This is a genomic window from Pseudoalteromonas sp. SR45-5 (genome assembly GCF_014163565.1).
GTDB lineage: Bacteria > Pseudomonadota > Gammaproteobacteria > Enterobacterales > Alteromonadaceae > Pseudoalteromonas > Pseudoalteromonas distincta.
In genome coordinates this window covers 1-15,784 of sequence record NZ_JACJDN010000021.1, presented here as the reverse complement: position 1 = coordinate 15,784, position 15,784 = coordinate 1, and the positions used below count along the sequence as shown (strand labels likewise).

Annotated in this window: 12 protein-coding genes; 4 read left to right on the top strand and 8 right to left on the bottom strand. The window is 43.0% G+C overall.

Annotated elements, in window-relative coordinates; all coding sequences use genetic code 11:
* Window positions 1–293: 293 nt before the first annotated feature.
* A complete protein-coding gene (locus tag H5072_RS01900) occupies window positions 294–2,795 on the top strand; it encodes a S8 family serine peptidase (protein WP_154902977.1) in 2,502 nt (833 codons plus the stop codon).
* Between the two features lie 65 nt (window positions 2,796–2,860).
* On the opposite strand, the gene puuE is transcribed toward H5072_RS01900, so the two are convergent.
* Genes puuE through xdhA form a run of 8 tightly spaced genes read right to left on the bottom strand, consistent with a single transcriptional unit; the run spans window position 2,861 to window position 11,919 of the window.
* Complete coding sequence (gene puuE / locus H5072_RS01895; RefSeq protein WP_182692497.1) at window positions 2,861–3,793, bottom strand: allantoinase PuuE; 933 nt, start codon at window positions 3,791–3,793, stop codon at window positions 2,861–2,863.
* Window position 3,794: 1 nt separating this feature from the next.
* Window positions 3,795–5,006, bottom strand: coding sequence for a urate hydroxylase PuuD (locus H5072_RS01890; protein ID WP_182692496.1), 1,212 nt, complete (start codon window positions 5,004–5,006; stop codon window positions 3,795–3,797).
* A 5-nt stretch (window positions 5,007–5,011) separates the two neighbouring features.
* Window positions 5,012–6,376 carry a guanine deaminase gene (guaD, locus tag H5072_RS01885; RefSeq protein ID WP_182692495.1) on the bottom strand — a complete coding sequence of 455 codons (1,365 nt, stop codon included), beginning with the start codon at window positions 6,374–6,376 and terminating at the stop codon, window positions 5,012–5,014.
* Between the two features lie 2 nt (window positions 6,377–6,378).
* Window positions 6,379–6,717, bottom strand: a complete 339-nt coding sequence (gene uraH, locus H5072_RS01880; RefSeq protein ID WP_024595278.1) for a hydroxyisourate hydrolase — start codon at window positions 6,715–6,717, stop codon at window positions 6,379–6,381.
* Window positions 6,714–7,214: a 2-oxo-4-hydroxy-4-carboxy-5-ureidoimidazoline decarboxylase gene (gene uraD, locus H5072_RS01875; RefSeq protein WP_024606698.1), complete on the bottom strand. Its 501-nt coding sequence runs from the start codon at window positions 7,212–7,214 to the stop codon at window positions 6,714–6,716. The genes uraH and uraD overlap by 4 nt, the downstream gene beginning before the upstream one ends.
* Window positions 7,211–8,101, bottom strand: coding sequence for a xanthine dehydrogenase accessory protein XdhC (gene xdhC / locus H5072_RS01870; protein ID WP_165723393.1), 891 nt, complete (start codon window positions 8,099–8,101; stop codon window positions 7,211–7,213). Before xdhC ends, uraD begins: the two co-directional genes overlap by 4 nt.
* Window positions 8,094–10,433, bottom strand: coding sequence for a xanthine dehydrogenase molybdopterin binding subunit (xdhB, locus tag H5072_RS01865; RefSeq protein ID WP_182692494.1), 2,340 nt, complete (start codon window positions 10,431–10,433; stop codon window positions 8,094–8,096). The genes xdhC and xdhB overlap by 8 nt, the downstream gene beginning before the upstream one ends.
* Window positions 10,420–11,919, bottom strand: coding sequence for a xanthine dehydrogenase small subunit (xdhA, locus tag H5072_RS01860; RefSeq protein WP_182692493.1), 1,500 nt, complete (start codon window positions 11,917–11,919; stop codon window positions 10,420–10,422). Before xdhA ends, xdhB begins: the two co-directional genes overlap by 14 nt.
* A 198-nt stretch (window positions 11,920–12,117) precedes the next feature.
* Between xdhA and H5072_RS01855 the strand changes: the two genes are divergently transcribed.
* From H5072_RS01855 to H5072_RS01845, 3 genes are read left to right on the top strand one after another with little or no spacing between them, the layout of a single operon-like run.
* Window positions 12,118–13,677, top strand: a complete 1,560-nt coding sequence (locus H5072_RS01855) for an ABC transporter ATP-binding protein (RefSeq protein ID WP_182692492.1) — start codon at window positions 12,118–12,120, stop codon at window positions 13,675–13,677.
* Window positions 13,674–14,777 (top strand): ABC transporter permease, encoded by a 1,104-nt coding sequence (locus H5072_RS01850; RefSeq protein WP_182692491.1) that lies wholly within the window; start codon window positions 13,674–13,676, stop codon window positions 14,775–14,777. Before H5072_RS01855 ends, H5072_RS01850 begins: the two co-directional genes overlap by 4 nt.
* 3 nt (window positions 14,778–14,780) lie before the next feature.
* Entirely contained in the window at window positions 14,781–15,707 is a 927-nt protein-coding gene (locus tag H5072_RS01845) for an ABC transporter permease (protein ID WP_024591976.1), read from the top strand.
* Window positions 15,708–15,784 lie beyond the last annotated feature (77 nt).

Here is a 15,784-nt window from a genome sequence, read left to right as displayed (position 1 = left end):
GGTGCGGTTGTTGAGGTTTTTTATTAATTCAATCTAAAAGCAGTAAAAATCTCCGACCCTTTATTAGGTAAATGGCTTTGCGTGAATTTCATTAAAAGGTCTGTCTTTAGTGTTTTTTTTATACTTTAACTGGTCAAAATTGTTGGTTTTAACAACGTTTTTATTTTTTAACTTGTTAAATGATTAGTTTGGTTGTTTCCTTAGGGTATGCCATGTGATCCCTTGTACTCGAAATAGTGAAAGAACGTGCTTAGAGCATCTAAGCTAACCCAAAAAAAACTATGGATAGAACAATGAAAACAAAATTATCTATTATTACTCTTGCCTTACTTCCGTGCTTAGCAGCTGCAAAAGTTCCTGATGTGGGTGTAAAGCAATCTGTAACTGCTAGCAGTGATTCTATAATTGTTAAATATAAAAGTAATGCAACGAAAGAAATGCGTAAGCAGGCTCGTTCATTAGTTAAAGCTAAAATTACTGATCTAAATAAAGATGAACTTGATGACAGCTATACGTCTTTACTTTCAGGTCGCTTAGCTAAGTTTAAAGTGTCGGGAATGAGCACTAAAGACGCAATTGCGCTTTTAAAGTCTCATCAAGCTATTGAATATGTAGAGCCTGATTACCAAGTAAGCATTGCACGTACGCCAGATGATCCTCGTTTTGATGAGCTTTGGGGCTTAAATAATGATGGCCAAACGGGTGGTACAGCAGACGCTGATATTGATGCAGTAGAAGCATGGGATATTTCGACAGGTAGCCGCGATGTAGTGGTAGGTGTAATCGATACGGGTATTGATTACAGCCACAGTGATTTAGCTAGCAATATGTGGGTAAATAGCAGCGAAATACCAGGAGATGGTATTGATAATGATGGTAACGGTTTTATAGATGACGTGCATGGTATAAATGCCATTACTGACAGTGGCGACCCTATGGATGACGAAGGCCATGGTACACACGTTTCAGGTACTATTGGCGCAAGTGGTGGCAATGGTATTGGTGTTGTAGGTGTTAACCATGAAGTATCACTTGTTGGTTGTAAGTTTTTAGATGCTGCGGGTAATGGCTCAACATCAGACGCTATTAAGTGTATTGATTACATGGTTAGCCTTAAAAACTCAGGCGTTAACTTACGCGTATTAAATAATAGCTGGGGTGGTGGCGGTTACAGCCAAGCACTAGCAGATGCAATTGCATCAAGCGAAGCGGCGGATTTACTCTTTGTAGCCGCAGCTGGTAACGATACTATTGATAACGATGTTAACCCGCATTACCCATCTAACTACGAAAACGCAAGTGTATTATCGGTTGCAAGTACGGATCAAACCGATGGTATTTCATGGTTTTCACATTATGGTTTAACAAGCGTTGATATGGGCGCGCCGGGTAGTGCTATTTTATCAACTACACCAGGTGAGAGCTATGCATCTTACTCAGGCACATCTATGGCAACGCCACATGTAGCAGGTGCTGCAGCGTTAGTATTGTCAATTAATCCTGAGCTTAGCACTCAAGAGCTGAAAGATTTACTAATGAACTCTGGCGATGCAAATGCTGCGCTACAAGGTGTAACGGTTGCAGGTACTCGTCTTAATGTTAACCAAGCGCTTATTGATGCAGACCCTACACCTGGCTTTAAAATATCAGCCGATCCACTTACGCAACAAATTGAAGCAGGCCAAGCTACTAACTACACATTTACAATTGGTTCAATTGCCGAATGGGATGAAGAAGTAACGCTTGAGTTATCAACAACATTAGGCGGCGCTTATTTATCATCGCTTACAGCGCGCCCAGGCGATGAAGTAATGCTAAATGTTGAAACCGATACTAACACTCAGTGGGGCGAATACGAGCTTACTGTAACAGCTACAGCTGGTGATATTGTTAAAGAGCAGTCAGTTAAATTAATGGTTCAACCTGTTGGCTTAAACGACTTTACTTACAGCAGTAACACAAGTGTTGATATTCCTGATAACTCGCCAGTAGGTGCAGTGTCAGTAATTAATGTTCCTGATGACTTAACAGTATTTGGTACTACTGCTGATGTAGATATTTCGCATACTTACTCAGGCGACTTAGTGGTTAAGTTAGTATCTGCTCAAGGCACACAAGTAACGCTACAAAGCAATGTGGGTGGTTCAAACGACGACATAGTTAGAAGCTTTACTTCTGAATCATTTAACGGCGAAGTTGCTACAGGCGATTGGACACTACAAGTAGAAGATACTGCTGCAGCCGATACCGGCACAATTAATGGCTGGTCATTAACGCTAAGCGCTATTGGCGAAGTTAGCCCACAACCACCACGTGCTAGTTTTGACGTTGAGACACAAGGCTTAACAGTTAACTTTATTGATTCAAGCACTGATTCAAATAACGATATTACACAGTGGAGCTGGAGCTTTGGCGATGGTGCAACATCATCTGATCAAAACCCTATGCATGTGTATGCAGCATCAGGTAATTACGATGTAGAACTAACGGTAACAGACAGTGAAGGCAATACAAGTACATCAACTCAAACGGTTGTTGTAAGTGATGTAGAGCTAGAAATCACCTTAAAACGTGCTAATAAGTCTCGCCTTGATACTATGCGTGTAGAGCTTAGTTGGGAAAGTGTTGGCGCTGAATCACTAAGTGTTTACCGTAATGGTGAGCTTGTAGATACTACTGCTGACCGAGGTCGTTACCGCGACTACGTACGTGGTGCTACATTACCATCGTACGATTACCAATTATGTGTAACTGAAAATGTATGTTCTAACATCATTACGGTTTCATTTAACTAACTACTCCTAAAGTGACTTTAAGCCCAGCATTGCTGGGCTTTTTTTATGTTTTAAAAAAATATAAACTATGCTTTTTTATACGGATGGGTTTTAAGCCAGTGCTCGGCTATTTGCTCACGTGTGGCAAACCAAACCTGATCATGCGAGCGAGCATATTCTAAAAACCGTGCTAATGCTTTTATTCTTCCTGGTCTGCCAATTAGGCGGCAATGCAAACCTATCGACATCATCTTTGGGGCGTTTTCACCTTCTGGGTCGCCTTCCTCGTATAGTGTATCGAATGCATCTTTTAAGTAATTATAAAACTGATCGCCTGCGTTAAAACCTTGAACAGCGGCAAAGCGCATGTCGTTTACATCAAGCGTGTAGGGCACTATTAACTGTGGTTTACCTTCTTTAATACTGTAAAAAGGTAGGTCGTCGCTGTAATCGTCGGCATCATATAAAAACGAGCCATTTTCTACCACAAGGGCTGCTGTGTTAGGGCTTGTGCGCCCTGTGTACCAGCCTTTGGGCTTTTTACCTGTGAGCTTTTTAATGACATCAATGGCTTGTTGCATATGCTCGCGTTCGGTTTGCTTATCTATATTTTGATAATTAATCCAGCGCAGGCCATGGCTTGCAATCTCGTGGCCTGCTTCAACAAAGGCTTTAGCTACATCGGGGTGGCGCTCAAGGGCCATCGCCACTGCAAAAATGGTGACCGGTATATCGTATTTTTTAAATAAACGCAGTAGCCTCCACACGCCCGCGCGCGAGCCATATTCGTAAATAGACTCCATGCTTATATGGCGGTCTTCAACATGGGGGGCACTGACTATTTCAGATAAAAACGTTTCAGCGGCTGCATCACCATGTAATACACAGTTTTCGCCGCCTTCTTCGTAATTTAATACCACTTGCACGGCAATACGTGCTTTATTGGGCCAATTTGCATGGGGTACATCTGGACCATAACCAATTAAATCGCGCGGGTAGTTTTTAAATTGCTCGCTCATTTTATTGCTCCTTTTTAAGTGCTGAGAGCCAAGCGCCTAGCGTTTCGCGCTCTGTGTCTGTCATTTTGGTCATATTGGCCAGTGGCATATCTTTGGTTATAACCGCGCGGGTATGAATAAGCGTGCTGGATTTTTTTACATCACTAATAGAGTCGAGCTTAAAGCCTAGCGGCGCTGTTTGAAAAAGCTCAGAGGTGGTTGTTTCGCTGTGACACTGTGTACAGTGTTTGCTAATTATATCCCACGCTTGTGCGTCGGTAATACTTGCTTGTAAAGGCGCGCTTTCGCCTGCATTTGTTGGTGTACTGGGCCAAGGGGCTATGGCGAGCATAAGAGCAAAAAAGGCGGCAATACCGCTTACAAGTACTGAGGGTTTATTAACGCCTTGATGCTTTAAGTTAAAATAATGGCGTATCCACATACCAATACCAAACAGCGCAATTAAAATAAGCCAGCCAAAGTTGTGGCTATACGTGTAAGGAAAGTGATTGCTAAGCATAATAAATACCACAGGTAATGTGGCGTAGTTATTATGAATAGAACACAGCTTTGCCTTTAAACCTGGCGCTGAATCAGGGATTCTACCGGCTTCTACTTCACTTACCATATAGCGTTGGCCTGGCATAATAATGTGATACACATTACCCACCATACACGTGCCAATAAGTGCACCTACATGAATATACACAGCGCGGTCGCTAAATAATTGATCAACCCCAAAAGTCCACAGAGCTAATAAACCAATAACTACAGCAATAAACACTTTGCCGTTTTCGACCAGTGGGGTTTTACACAATAAACGATAAACACCATAGCCTAAGCCAATAAAACCAAGGGATGCGCCAATAGCGGCAAATTTACTTAGCTCACTTTTACTGTTATCAATTAAATACACATCGGCGCCAACATAATAAAGTAAGCTAAATAGTAATATACCGGTGATCCACGTTGTGTAGGCTTCCCACTTAAACCAGTGCAAAGTATGCGGCATTTGTTCAGGGCCATTTTGATACTTAGCCACTTCGTAAAAGCCACCACCATGCACGGCCCATAAATCGCCTTTTATGCCTTTATCTATTTTCCACTGCGGTGGTGTTTGTAGGTTGTTATCAAGCCATGCAAAATAAAATGAAGCGCCAATCCATGCTATACCAGTAATAACATGAAAATAACGCAGTACTAAATGAGCAAGCTCAAATAAATAGTTTTCCATAACGGTTAAGCCTCTTCTAATACCGGTGAGCGGGTGTCTGAAAATTGATTGTTATCATCGCGCTTATACACACTTTTACCCATAATGTAGGTTTGCTCAACGCAGCGGTCGTCGCCTAACATCATCATTGCAAATAATTTTTCATGCAGGGTTTTGGCATGCTGTATTCTAAATTTTAAAAATGGGGTTGCTGAACAATCCATTACAATAAAATCGGCTTCACAACCGGCTTCAAAATTACCAATTGTCCCTTCTAAATCGAGCGTTCTAGCACCGCCGAGTGTTGCTAAATACAACCCTTTAAATGCTGAAAACTTTTGACCTTGTAATTGCTGAATTTTGTACGCTTCGTTACCTGTTTGTAGCATAGAAAAGCTTGTTCCTGCGCCTACATCGGTACCCATGCCTACGTTTATGCCGTGCTCTTCACAGGCTTTTAAATTTAAAAGTCCTGATCCTAAAAATAGGTTTGAGGTAGGGCAGTGCGATATTGCCGCATTGTTATCTGCAAGGCAGCATAGCTCGCGCTCAGATAAATGAATACTATGGGCAAATACTGAGCGTTTACGTACCATTTTTGCTTGCTCGTACACGCCTAAGTAATCTTCGGATTCTGGAAATAGCCCTTTTACCCATTCGCACTCGTCTTTGTTTTCAGATAAGTGTGTATGCAGGTAGGTGTCTGGGTATTCTTCAAGCAACTGAGTACATTTTTGAAGTTGCTCAGGGGTTGATGTAGGAGCAAAACGCGGTGTAACTGCGTAGCTTAACCTATCAACATTGTGCCATTTTTCGATGAGTTCTTTAGATTCGTCATAACTTGTTTGCGCGCAATCAGATAAGTCGTCAGGGCAGTTACGGTCCATCATTACTTTACCGGCAATCATGCGTAAATTGCGTTTTTGTGATTCTTTAAAAAACGCATCAACCGATTGCGGGTGCACAGTGCCAAATACAAGAGCAGTGGTTGTGCCATTGCGCAGCAGCTCGTCTAAAAAGCGATTAGAGATCTCTTTTGAATAATACTTACATGTAAACTTTTTTTCGGTTGGGAAGGCGTATTCGGTGAGCCAACTTAAAAGCTGCTCGCCATACGCGCCTACCATTTCGGTTTGCGGCAAATGTATGTGTGTGTCAATCATACCAGGCATAACGAGTTTGCCATCATGGCGGATAACACGCGCTGATTTATCAATTGTAGGCAGTATGTCGTGCTCATAGCCAAGTTTAACTACTTTGCCGTGCTTGATAACTAATGCGCCTTTTTCAAAAAAACGATGGGCGTTTTCGCCAGCAATGGCAGGGTCGTCAACAAAGTCGAGTATATCGGCACAAACTACTGTTAAGTCATTATTGTTTTGTGTGCTCATTATTAGCTACCTCTGTATGTAGAGTAGCCAAACGGGCTAAGCAACAATGGGATATGATGATGTTTAGTATCTTGTAATCTAAACGTTATTTGTGCCTCTGGGTAAAACGCAGGGGTAGGTTGGTTTTGGTAATAACTATCTAAATCAAATACTAGCTTATAGGTTGCAAATTCTACTTCTGTATTTAGCCAATCGGTAATTCGCCCATCGGAATCGGTTTTGCCTTGGGTTAGTTGTACCCATTCGTTATTTGTAAGTTTAAATAGCTTAACAGCAACATTTGCTGCTGGTTTTCCGGTGCTTGTATCAAGTATATGGGTAGTTATAGGGCTTTTGCTCATAGCAGTGACTCCAATCTTATTTTTGTTATTTTGGCTTGTTCGCCCGCGGCTATATTTAGCTCTGTACTGCGGGTGTTGTGTATGCGCTGCTCTATGAGTTCGAGCATTTGTTCGGCCGTTTTACCGGTGGCGCACACAATAAAAATAAAGCCAAACTTGTTCAGGTACTCTTTATTGAGGGCAATCATTTTGGTAAGTACGGCTTCGTTTGCTTTGCTCATACCCGATTGCTCATGCCCCGCTTTTTGTGCGGTAGCAGCGTATTTTTTGCTAAGGGTTGATAAGTCGCCTATTTGCGGGTGGCCTTCAAAGGCAGCTAAATAGTCGCTTTCGCCAAGGTTATCCCATGTGCTTTGTGCGCATTCAAACAGCTGCTGAGCACTTTTAAATGGCATTGCTTTTACCATGCCCGCCACCCAGTTAGGGGCCGCGCAGCAATGCTCAAGTGCTTGTTTTACTTGTGCATCATTTAGCGTATTTATTTGTAAACTACTCATGCGTTTACTTCCTCTTGCGTGGTGCTAATTAAGGCATTTTTTAGTGTGCGCCATTGCAAGCCTTGGCGTTTTGGCTCTTGGGTTTGCATAGCCTGATAAAGGCCAATTAGCTGTCCACTAATCGAAATAGCCACTTCCATTGGTAATTTGCCCGAAATGTTATTAAGCCCAACAGGGCAGGTCATTTGCTGTATTTGAACGGCTGTAAAATCGCGATGTGCTAGGCGTTGCTTAAAGCGTTTGGCTTTAGTGTCAGAGCCAATTACACCAAGCCAATTGGCATCGGCGCGTTTAATAATGGCTTGGGTGAGTGCAAAGTCGAGCTGATGGTTATGGGTCAATATTAAGTAGTTGTTAGCTTTAGGCGCACGTTTTACTTGCTCTGTTGGTTCTTCATCAACCACTTTTACTACGTTATTTGGAATAGCCTGTGGGAATACATCGGCGCGGCTATCTATCCAGCGTATGCGCATAGGTAGTTGTGCCAATATACCAATAAGCGCCTGTGCTACGTGGCCTGCGCCATAAATGTCTAAGGTAAAGCGCTCGCATTGCATGCATTCAAGCATAACGGTGGCAGCCCCGCCGCAGCACTGGCCTAAATTTGCACCTAGGTTAAATTGCTCAATTACTTGGGCGGCTTCGCCTTTGGAAAGTAGTTCGCGGGCTTTTTCTATTACTACGTACTCAAGATGGCCACCGCCAAGGGTGTCGTAAATATGCTCGCCGCTTATTACCATTTTAGAGCCTGTGCCGCGTGGGGTTGAGCCATTGGTGCCAAGTACCGTGGCAATTACATAGTTAGTGCCGCTTTGTTCGTGCTCGTTTATAGCCTGCGCCCAATTTTGCGTATGAAAACCCTGAAACGACTCATTTAAATTAGTCATGTTGATGCTCCTTAAACCAGCTAGCGGTTTGCTCAATTGCACTCAATACTCGCTCTGGGGTTGCGGGTGTATCCAGTGGGGCGGTGTATTTATAATCAGCCACACTACTTATTGCATTACGAATAGCGCTCCATACACTAAAGGCCAGCATAAATGGCGGCTCGCCTACGGCTTTTGATCTAAACACGGTGGTTTCTGGATTTGCTGAGTTATAAAGATTGACGTTAAACTCGGCAGGGGTATCGCCAATGGCTGGTATTTTGTAGTTGGCTGGGCCAAAGCTTGCAAGCTGGCCTTTATCATTCCATTGTAAGTCTTCGGTTGTTAGCCAGCCCATACCTTGTACAAAGGCGCCTTCAATTTGCCCTATATCAAGTGCTGGATTAATTGAACTGCCTACATCATGCAGTATATCAACGCGAGTTACCGTGTTTTCGCCCGTAAGCGTATCTACTTCTACTTCACTCAGTGCAACGCCGTGTGCGTAGTAAAAAAATGGCCGGCCTTCACCTTTGGCTCTATCGTAATGAATTTTTGGTGTGGCGTAATAACCGGTAGATGAAAGCGATATACGATTCATGTAAGCAAGATTCGCAAGTTCGCTAAAGCTAATTTCCCCTTTACTAAAAGTAATGAGGTTATCTTTAAATACAACAGTGTTGCTGTCTACTTCAAAGTGCTCGGTAATAAAATCAATTAAGTGCTCTTTTATTGTGTTTACTGCTTTTAGCGCCGCCATGCCGTTTAAGTCGGTACCACTTGAGGCCGCTGTTGGTGAAGTGTTTGGCACCTTGTCGGTACGCGTAGCACTAATACTTACCGCGTTAAAATCGACCCCAAAGCCATGGGCTACAATTTGCGCAATTTTGGTATTCAGCCCTTGGCCCATTTCGGTGCCGCCGTGGTTTAAATGTATAGAGCCATCGCTATATACATGCACTAATGCACCGGCTTGGTTTAAGTGTTGTACAGTAAACGATATACCGTATTTAACCGGCGTCATCGCAAGGCCTTTTTTTATAATAGGTGACGATACGTTAAATGCTTTAATAGCCTCTTTACGTGCCCAGTAGTCACCCGACTCCTCAAGCTGAGCAATCATATCTATTAAAATATGTTGCTCTACGGTTTGATGGTACGGCGTGGTATCGCGGCCTTTTTTGTATAAATTAAGTTTTCGGATCTCAAGCGGATCTTTACCTAATTTGGCGGCTATATCGTCCATTATTAGCTCGCCCATAATCATTCCTTGCGGGCCACCAAATCCTCTAAATGCGGTATGGCTTACGGTATTTACTTTACAGCGATTACCCTTAATTGTGGCGGCTGGGTAGTAGTAGGCGTTATCGGCATGAAACATGGCGCGGTCTACAATTGCATCCGATAAGTCGGGGGAGTAGCCACAAAATCCGTTTACGGTAATGTCGGCACCTTCTATTAAACCATTTTCGTCAAAACCAACATGATAGTGATTATAAAAAGGGTGGCGCTTACCGGTTAATTTAAAATCGTCGCTGCGGGCTAGGCGCATTTTTACTGCGCAGCCAAGGTGGTAAACCGCAAGAGCTGCAAGGCATGCCCATGGTGCGCCTTGGGTTTCTTTGCCGCCAAAAGCACCGCCCATACGGCGGGTTTCTACGTTTACAAAGCTAAATGGCTTTTTTAAAATTTTAGCGACTAAGTGCTGCACCTCAGTAGGGTGTTGCGTAGAGCACTGAACATGAATGCCCCCGTCGTTATCAGGTTGCGCCAGCGCTATTTGGCCTTCTAAATAAAAGTGTTCTTGCCCGCCTATGTTTATTTCGCCTTTAAGCTGGTGGGTTGCGTTATTAATGGCGTTTTCGCTGTTACCACGGTTAAGTGAATGGGGCGGCCTTACCCAATGCTCTTTGCTAATGGCTTTTTTAATATCAAGTATTGGAGTAGTTTGCTCGCACTCTATAACCACTAAACGTGCCGCGCGGCGCGCTATTTCATAGGTGTCGGCAACGACAATTAATACAGGTTGCCCGTGGTATTGAATTTCATGGCTGGTCAGCAGTACATCACCAGGAAATACCGGGCCAATATCTAATTTACCCGGAACATCTTCGGCCGATAAAATACGTTTAACGCCTTCAACTGCCAGTGCGAGACTGGTATCTATTGATTTAATAAAGCCGCTTGTAACAGGGGCGAGCACTGGGTAGGCATGCAGGCAACCGTAAGGCTCAGGGTTATCGTCGGCAAAATTTGCACTGCCACAAACTTGTTTAATAGCGCTTTCGTGATATTTAGATTCTCCAACGCTACCACCTTGCGCTTTTAGTTTATCCATTTCAAAGTGACGCATGTGAGATCCTCGTAATGGCAATGTTGTTATTGTTGCGTGCTTGTGGCTCACAAAACTCAATACCAATGCGTTGTAATAAGTTTTTGCTTACCGTGGTGCGGTAATGCGCACTGCTTCTTACATCGCTCATGGGCGTAAAGTCATCGTTAATAGCCGTTGCTGCGTCTATAAAACTACTTACTTGTAATGATTGAGATATCAGCTTTTGCTCAATATGATGTGCGCGCTTAGGAATAGCAGCCATACCGCCCATAGCGCAGCGGGCTTGAGTAATCATGTTTTTTGAATGCTCTATAGCAAGCACCAAACAAACGGTAGATATATCGTCTTCAAAGCGTTTTGATATTTTATGACATGCCAGTTTTAGCGACTCTGGGCGCTTTGGAATGGTGAACTTACTAATTACTTCATCGCTTTTAAGAGCTGTTTTTTTGTAATCAATAAAGTAGTCGGCAACTTTAATAGTGCGCGTACCAGCGCTGCTTAATAAATCCATTGATGCATTAAGAGCGATTAAAAGGGGAGCGGGATCGCCAATAGGAGAGGCATTCCCTATGCTGCCACCAAGCGTGCCGCTGTTACGTACTTGGCTTGATCCTAAGCGTTCAAATAGCTCTTTTGACTCTGGGTAATGGTTATAAAATACTTCAACAAATTGGCTATAAGGTAGTGCTGCACCAATGTGTAACTCACCGTTATTATCTGCCAAGGTGCAAAACTCCTTTACTTGGCTAAGGGAGATAATTACATCTGGTAAGAGCATGTTTTGGCTAAGCTCAATGGCAAAGTCGGTGCCACCAGCAACTAAATGTGCATAAGGATAAAGCGCTTTTAGCTCAACAAGTTGCTGGGCAGTTTGTGGTAAGTAAAATTTACGAGGACCATTTTTTAAAAATGGAATATCGTCATCATATTGCGTATTAAGTGATGCTTTAAATTGAGCGGCCATTGCTGAGTACGGTTCAGCTTTACGCTCATAGCTATAGGCTTTTTCGGCTGCAAGTAATATAGGGCTATAACCTGTACAACGGCATAAGTTACCACCAAGTGCATGAATAACCGCTTTTTTACCAGGGTACGTTGGCTCATTAATATAAAGAGCCAACAAACTCATTATTATACCGGGCGTGCAAAAACCACATTGCGAACCATGGCACTCTACCAGTGCACGTTGTACGGGATGTAAATCGGTTAAGTTTGGGTATAAGCCAGTAGTCACAGCCTCTACCGTTACTATATGTTTTGCATGCGCATTACCTAATAACAATAAACAGCTGTTCATTGTTTTGTATTGCCAACTAGTTTGCCCGTTTGCATTTATACGCTCTTCACCCACTAAAATTGTGCACGCACCACAGTCGCCAGTTGCACACCCTTCTTTGGTGCCCACTTTCCCTTTTTTGGTGCGTAGCCAGTCCAAAATGGTGAGACTTGGCGAACATTCTTGTACTTCAATTGGCGTGTTATTTAATAAAAATTGAATCACACAGACCCCCTTAATTTTTATAAAGCCCTGATACATAAAGGCTTGGCGTATGTTTTTTCTTGTTGTTTGCGCACGGGTAAGAAAAATACTTTTTCATCTTGGTAAGTATATTGCAGTTACCATGCCATTGTTGACCGGTTGGTCAGTTGATGTTTTGAGTATGCTAAATTGCTCATTAAGTACAAATAGGCCCTAATAATGAATAATAAATACCGCCTTACTATGCAGGGAATGACAAAGCAGTATCCCGGATGTATAGCCAATAATGGCGTAACCTTAAAAATTAAGCATGGTGAAGTGCATGCCTTATTAGGTGAAAACGGTGCAGGTAAAAGCACATTAATGAAAATGCTTTATGGTGTGGTTAAACCTGACCAAGGGGACATGTTTTTCAACGGCCGTATAATGAATATAAAAGAGCCTGCTGATGCGCGTGATTTAGGCATTGGAATGGTGTTTCAGCATTTTTCGTTATTTGAAACACTTACGGTCGCCCAAAATATTGAACTAGCGTTAGGTGATTTAGCAGGGCATAGCAGCACGCTTGCGGGTCGAATTACAAAAACATCAACACGTTATGGTATGCCATTAGACCCCCATAGACTGGTATCAACACTTTCAACTGGAGAGCGCCAACGAGTAGAAATTGTTAGATGCTTATTATTAGATATTCAGTTACTTATTTTAGACGAACCCACTTCAGTACTGACTCCACAAGAAGTCGATGCATTATTTAAAACCCTAAAGTCACTTAAAAAAGAAGGCTGCTCTGTGCTGTTTATCAGCCATAAACTGCACGAAGTGATTGAGCTATGTGACAGTGCGACCATTTTGAGAGGCGGGAAAGTAAGCGGGCATTGTATTCCTAAAAACGAAACTAGTGAGTCAATTGCTAGGCTGATGGTAGGCGACAACACGCCAATTAGTAACCAAACTCGCAGAGCTTTGGGTACTGCGGATTTTTTAACCGTTAATAATCTAACCACCGCCGCACAAGCATTATTTGAAACACCCCTTAAAAACATTAACTTTGCAGTACAGCAAGGCGAAATAGTGGGGATTGCGGGTGTTGCAGGCAACGGACAAGAAGAGTTATTAAAAGTGCTTTCGGGGGAGCAAATTCAAGCTAGTAGTAGCGCCATTAAATTTAAAAATACCGTAGTTGATGCACTGTGCCCGCTAAAAAGGCGCCGCCTTGGGCTTGCATGTGTGCCAGAGGATAGGCTTGGGCGAGGAGCCGTGCCCACTATGGATTTGGCACAAAATGCATTGCTTACTAGTTTTGATAGTGGACTAGTTAAAAATGGCTTTTTAGTAAAACAAAAAATTACTGAGCTTGCTAATAAAATCATTACAAAATACAAGGTTAAAACGCCAAGTTTTTGCACTCATGCAGCTAGCCTTTCAGGTGGTAATTTACAAAAATTTATTATTGGTCGCGAGGTAGAGCAAAGTCCAAAACTACTCGTTATGTCGCACCCTACTTGGGGTGTAGATATAGGTGCACAGGTGGCGATACATGAAGCTATTTTAAAGCTTCGCGACGAAGGGTGTGCGGTACTCGTTATTTCAGAAGATTTAGACGAACTTTATAAAATTTGCGACCGCATTGGCGCAATTTGTGATGGCAAACTGTCTCCTATTTTAAATACCGATACCGTACCGCTTGTGCAGTTAGGGCAGTGGATGGCTGGCGACTTTAGCGATGTTTTTAATAACCAGCCTAAAGTACACACACCACAAGGGGCACTCGTATGATTAAGTTAGAACCACGTGTTGAACGCTCACCAGCGTGGAGCTATCTCTCTCCTGTTTTAGCTATTTTACTCACATTAATAACCGGTTACGTGGTGTTTGCCTTATTAGGGCATGATCCTCTAAATGCCCTGTATACATTGCTTATAGCACCTGTTGCCGATTGGTATGGTGTAACAGAGCTACTTGTAATGACCATTCCTATTTTGCTATGCGCCTATGGCTTAGCGCTTTGTTATAGAGCATCGGTTTGGAATATAGGCGCAGAAGGGCAACTGCTTATTGGTGGTGTATGTGCAAGTGCTGTAGCCGTTAACTTTGTTGACTCAACAAGTGCTTTTGCAATGCCACTTACATTATTCGCTGGTATTGCTGGTGGCATGTTGTGGGCGGGGCTTGCTGCTTTTATGAAGCTGCGTTTAAACACCAATGAAATTTTAGTCACCATAATGCTCAACTACATAGCAGTAAATGTATTGCTGTGGGCTGTTCATGGGCCACTCAAAGATCCTCACGGTTATAACTTTCCTGAAAGTGCATTGTTTGGCGATAGCACGTTATTGCCTGTTTTATTCGACGGTACTCGATTGCACTTAGGCCTGGCGTTTGCGTTATTAGCGCTATGCGCCACATGGGTTTTTATTAGTAAAACCTTTATAGGCTTTCAAATACAAGTACTTGGGCTTGATGCATCCGCGGCCAAAATGGCGGGTTACAAGCGAGCATTATTAATTGCCGGAGTGCTAGTTATTAGCGGGGGCTTGGCGGGGCTTGCTGGAGCGGGCGAAGTAGCTGGGCCTATTGGGCAGCTGGTTCCGCAAATATCACCCGGTTATGGCTATGCCGCCATTATTGTTGCTTTTTTAGGGCGGTTGCACCCAGTAGGAATTACGTTTGCGGGTTTATTAATGGGGCTTATTTATATGGGAGGTGAACTTGCGCAAATTAACATGGGATTACCTAACGCTATAACCGGTATTTTTCAGGGGTTAATGCTGTTTTATTTACTCTCGTGCGATGTGCTTATTACTTATCGCCTTAGATTTTCGCTGCCATTTAAACAACAAAAAGCGCAGCCAATACATATTGCACAGGAGTCTTAAATCATGGAATTAGATGTAATTACTAATATTTTATACGCCACTATTCGTACAGGCACCCCCTTATTGCTGGTGGCGCTGGGTGAAATGGTATGCGAAAAAAGCGGCACCTTAAATTTAGGGCAAGAAGGCATGATGCTCTTAGGCGCGGTGGCAGGGTTTATAACTATGTACCAATGCGACAACCTATTTATTGGTTTTACTGTAGCAGCTTTGGTCGGGGTTATGGCCTCACTTATTTTTGCTTTTGTAGCACTTAATTTAAATGCTAGCCAAGTAGCGGCAGGTTTAGCGCTGACTATTTTTGGTACAGGCCTTTCGGCATTTTTAGGGGCCGACTATGAGGGAAAAACCATTAACGCGTTACCTACTTTAGCAATTGCAGGGTTTGAGCATATTCCGGTTTTAGGCAAAGCGCTATTTTCGCAAGACGCCATTGTGTATTTAAGTTGGGGTTTAGTGCTTGGTGCGTATTTGTTTTTTAAATACCACAGAGCAGGGCTTGCAGTACGAGCTATTGGCGAAAACCCAAGTGTGGGCAACAACTTAGGATTACCTGTAATGCGTACACGTTATTTAGCCGTTATGTTTGGCGGCGCACTGGCTGGCATTGCGGGCGCATACTTGTCGTTGGCTTATACACCACTTTGGACTCAAAACATGACGGCAGGGCGAGGTTGGATAGCTCTTGCTTTAGTGGTGTTTGCAAGCTGGCGTATTGAGCGCGTAATGCTTGGCGCTTATTTATTTGGCTTTGCCAGCATTATGCATTTAGTGGCACAGGCTTTTGGGTGGGCTGTGGAGTCTAACTTACTGGCCATGTTGCCTTATGGTGCAACGCTTATAGTACTGATTATGCTCAGTAAAAATAAACAAAAATTAAAAATGTACGAACCCATGTGGCTAGGTAAACCTTGGCACAAGGGTCATTAAATTAATTACAAAATCAATAAGGTAAATCACCTGCTACAACAGGATATTAAAAATATAACACGGAGAATAACAATGAA